Source organism: Acinetobacter seohaensis, from assembly GCF_056431365.1.
Genome location: NZ_JBWKMK010000100.1, coordinates 1 through 3,346 on the forward strand (window position 1 = coordinate 1; position 3,346 = coordinate 3,346).

Sequence of the window (3,346 nt, forward strand, 5' to 3'; positions counted from 1 at the left end):
CATGAGAAAGCCCATATAAATGGGTAATGTACAAGTTGCTGTAGAAGCATGTTTAATTCGTCTGATCACAGATACTTTATAAAGTATTTTAATACTTTTTTGAATCCGTCAATGCGTAAGTCCTAGTATATTATCTATATACTTTATTTTTTCCTTTTTTTAAAAATATATGCCTGTTAATAATGACAAAATAACGACTATTGATTGCTTCCCAAACGATAATATTAGTCGAGTGGTTTATCGATACGGTGGACTTGTTCGAAACGAAGATAACGACTCAACCAATCCTTTTGTTGAAGTGTTATTAATTGAGATTAGAAAAAGTGATCAATGGTTATTTTTAGATAAGTGCTCAACATTCCTTGTTCCAGTACTTGATCTTGATGCTGTTCAACATGGTAGCATTTGGGATGGAAACGTTCTGACCAATCAAACTTATAGATTTTCAGGAAAGCTTGTCACAAAACGATTTTCTTTCGACTTCACCAATAATAAGCCTAAGAATATAAAACTTACAGACAGAATCCCCAATAGTTCAGAATACTATATTCCATTAAAATACTATTTTCTCCCCAATAAAGTTGATTATGTTCTAAAAGGCTATCCATTCACTAAATACACCAATAATTCATATCGGAAAGTGAATCACTGCTTAATACATTCTAATGATGGAACTCAAGTCATCACTTCATCAATTCAGGTTTTGCATAGCTTATTCGTCAATCGGAAGGATATTCGGGGACTCTTACTAGGAACTTCAAGCCAATCCATTATTAATCGCTTTTTAGAATCTTATACAACAGAAATTGAGAATGATAATGTTGAATATAAAATAAAAATCAGAAAGCCATATGAAGATATTGGCGAGACTGCAATTATTTTTCTTGCCAATCTAGCCTTAAATCCACATGTTCAGACGATAGTCGATAAAATTCAAAAAAGTATGGAGATTACTGAGTTTAATCATCTTCAACATGGCTCAGGCACACGATATCCAATTGTATTTCCGCCACACCCTACAAAGCTTTTTCTTGAAGCTGAAGGAATTTGGCTAGATGATAATAAGACACGTTTTTTTATCACTAGAGTAAAAAAGTTTGATCCTATTAACGATCACATGATTGATGTCAACAAAGACCTGACCAATACTGTTTCAAAGCCTGATGATAAAAATTCTCGTCCTCGTGAAAAAAGTCAAAATAAAAATGAGCATGTCAATACACAAAAACCACCATCAAGAACAAGCGGTGAATACCGTAAGCGTTCTGATGTGGAAACTGGAAGTACACAAGATATTTTGAAGTATTCTTTTAATGAACCAATCAATGATCCAATTGAAGTTGGCACACCCAATCACCCATATTCTGATAAATCAAAAGATGTCGAAACATCATCTGATGAACAATATGGAAGTCAAAACACTAATATTAAAAAATCTGAAACAACAAATACACCACCTAAAAGAGATGAACGTTTTGACATTCAATATATTATCCAATCTCTTCAAGAAATTGCTTCAGAAATGGATTCCCCTCTAGAACACCTTTCTGCAATTAATGAACATGGTGAAATGATAACGAGTATTAACTTGCTTCAAATCAAAAAACTTGTACCTGAACCCAAACATCCCTCATGGATTGATTATGAAAAAGGCAGAAGATTATTGTTCTTACAACTTGATTTAAAAGATCAGAATAGCTTCACCTATCTTATTGATATTCATAAAAATAAGAATCATGAAGCATTTTGTGCTTTTCTTATTTTTACTCAACACAAGTTAACAAGCGAACAAATCAAAAAAATCTGCATTGAGCTAGAAAGTGCAAAAGGAATAAAAAAATGGGCACTCTACTGTGATAGTTTCATTCATAAAATGATTGCGATAAAACATTTATACGCAACACCCGATGAATGGAAAAATCGCTTTAAAAACTTATTCATAAGTCTACAGAAGTAAATTATCTGAACTTAATGAGAAATACCAAGCACAAAAAGCTCAAATAGTCGAGGTTTCGTATCATAACTTACTGCTTCATAGAGAATTACAAGGCTTTAAACAGAGCAACAACAACTTACTAGATTTTATGAAAAATTAAATTTTTTCTGGTCATTCAAGTTATATAAATTGAAGTATTGATCATGCTAAAAGATAAATGATGTTCTTTCTTGGATGCATCTGTAACACAAGATATGTGTTTTCATTTTTAATAAAATCATAATATCTAGCGTGGATGTATATCACACCTAAAATCTGCCACGTATTTCACTACAAAACCAGCCACTCTTAAAGAGTGGCGATTTCATCAAAAGATCCAATTTTTCTCATCGAGTCTCCACTAATTTCGAATGTGATCCTAGACAAAATAATGGACAGCACGTCCCTCTAAAGATAACGTAACTTTAATCTTTGGAGATTCAAGAAATGGCTAAACGTTTTAGTCCCGAATTTAAACAGCAAGCGATTGATTATGCACTTGAACCGTACCGGGTTTGTCGGAGAGTCAATATTCTGAGAGACTATTCCGATGAAAAAACCAAACTATACCCCCGAAATTAGAGAAAGAGCGGTTCAATTACTAATTGAATCTGAAAAAGATTATCCATCGAATTGGGCAGCAATCACAGCTATTGCACCTAAAATCGGTTGTACTCCTGAAACACTGCGTGTTTGGTATTTAAAACATCTCGATCAACAAAATCCTATCAAAGTACAACAGGCATCAGATCAAGAAAAAATGAAGCAGATGGAACGTGAAATCAAAGAATTAAAGCGTGCCAATGAAATTCTACGTAAAGCAGCTGCTTTTTTCGCCCAGGCGGAGCTCGACCGCCCACACAAATAATGGTGGATTTCATCCATAACAATAAAGACTTATATGGTGTTGATGCGATTTGTAGGATTTTACCGATCGCAGCTTCAACCTATTACCGAACTTTAGATCTCGCGGACAATCCAGAACATCGAGCGAAGCGAGATTTACATGACTTGCATCATGCTGAACAAATTAAACGAATTTGGAAGGAAAGTTCAGGTCGATATGGTATACGTAAAGTTTGGCAAAAACTGAAACGTGAAGGCTATGTTATTGCTCGCTGTACAGTTGCTCGATTGATGCAAAAACTAGGTATACAAGGTGTTTGGCGTGGTAAGAATAAACAAACTACCCGTAGCCGAGAGGATCAAAAACGAGCAGATGACTTGGTGAAACGCAATTTTAGTGCTGATCATCCTGACCCTTGCGAAGCAGTGCTTCTTGTATCTTGATTGATATAGTGATTAGCTACCACTATACGCAAATTGTAGAGTTTGGAGTGCTGCTAAAATCTTAAATTTGAACCTGAGATA

1 protein-coding gene, 1 pseudogene and 1 other annotated feature are annotated in these 3,346 nt (G+C 34.5%); the gene and the pseudogene both read left to right on the plus strand.

The genetic code is table 11. The features are described 5' to 3' along the window. Positions 1-169: 169 nt before the first annotated feature. Positions 170-1,957 carry a hypothetical protein gene (locus AC07E5_RS10000; RefSeq protein ID WP_180072297.1) on the plus strand — a complete coding sequence of 596 codons (1,788 nt, stop codon included), beginning with the start codon at positions 170-172 and terminating at the stop codon, positions 1,955-1,957. 568 nt (positions 1,958-2,525) lie between these two features. Beyond that, positions 2,526-3,235 (plus strand): annotated as a pseudogene (locus tag AC07E5_RS10005) (IS3 family transposase); the annotation flags it as partial. Continuing rightward, positions 2,801-2,917 (plus strand) — a sequence feature (AL1L pseudoknot). (Overlaps the previous pseudogene by 117 nt.) Positions 3,236-3,346 lie beyond the last annotated feature (111 nt).

Coding starts and splice junctions, on each gene's coding strand:
- AC07E5_RS10000 (WP_180072297.1), top strand. CDS start 170: ATGCCTGTTAATAATGACAAAATAACGACTATTGATTGCTTCCCAAAC.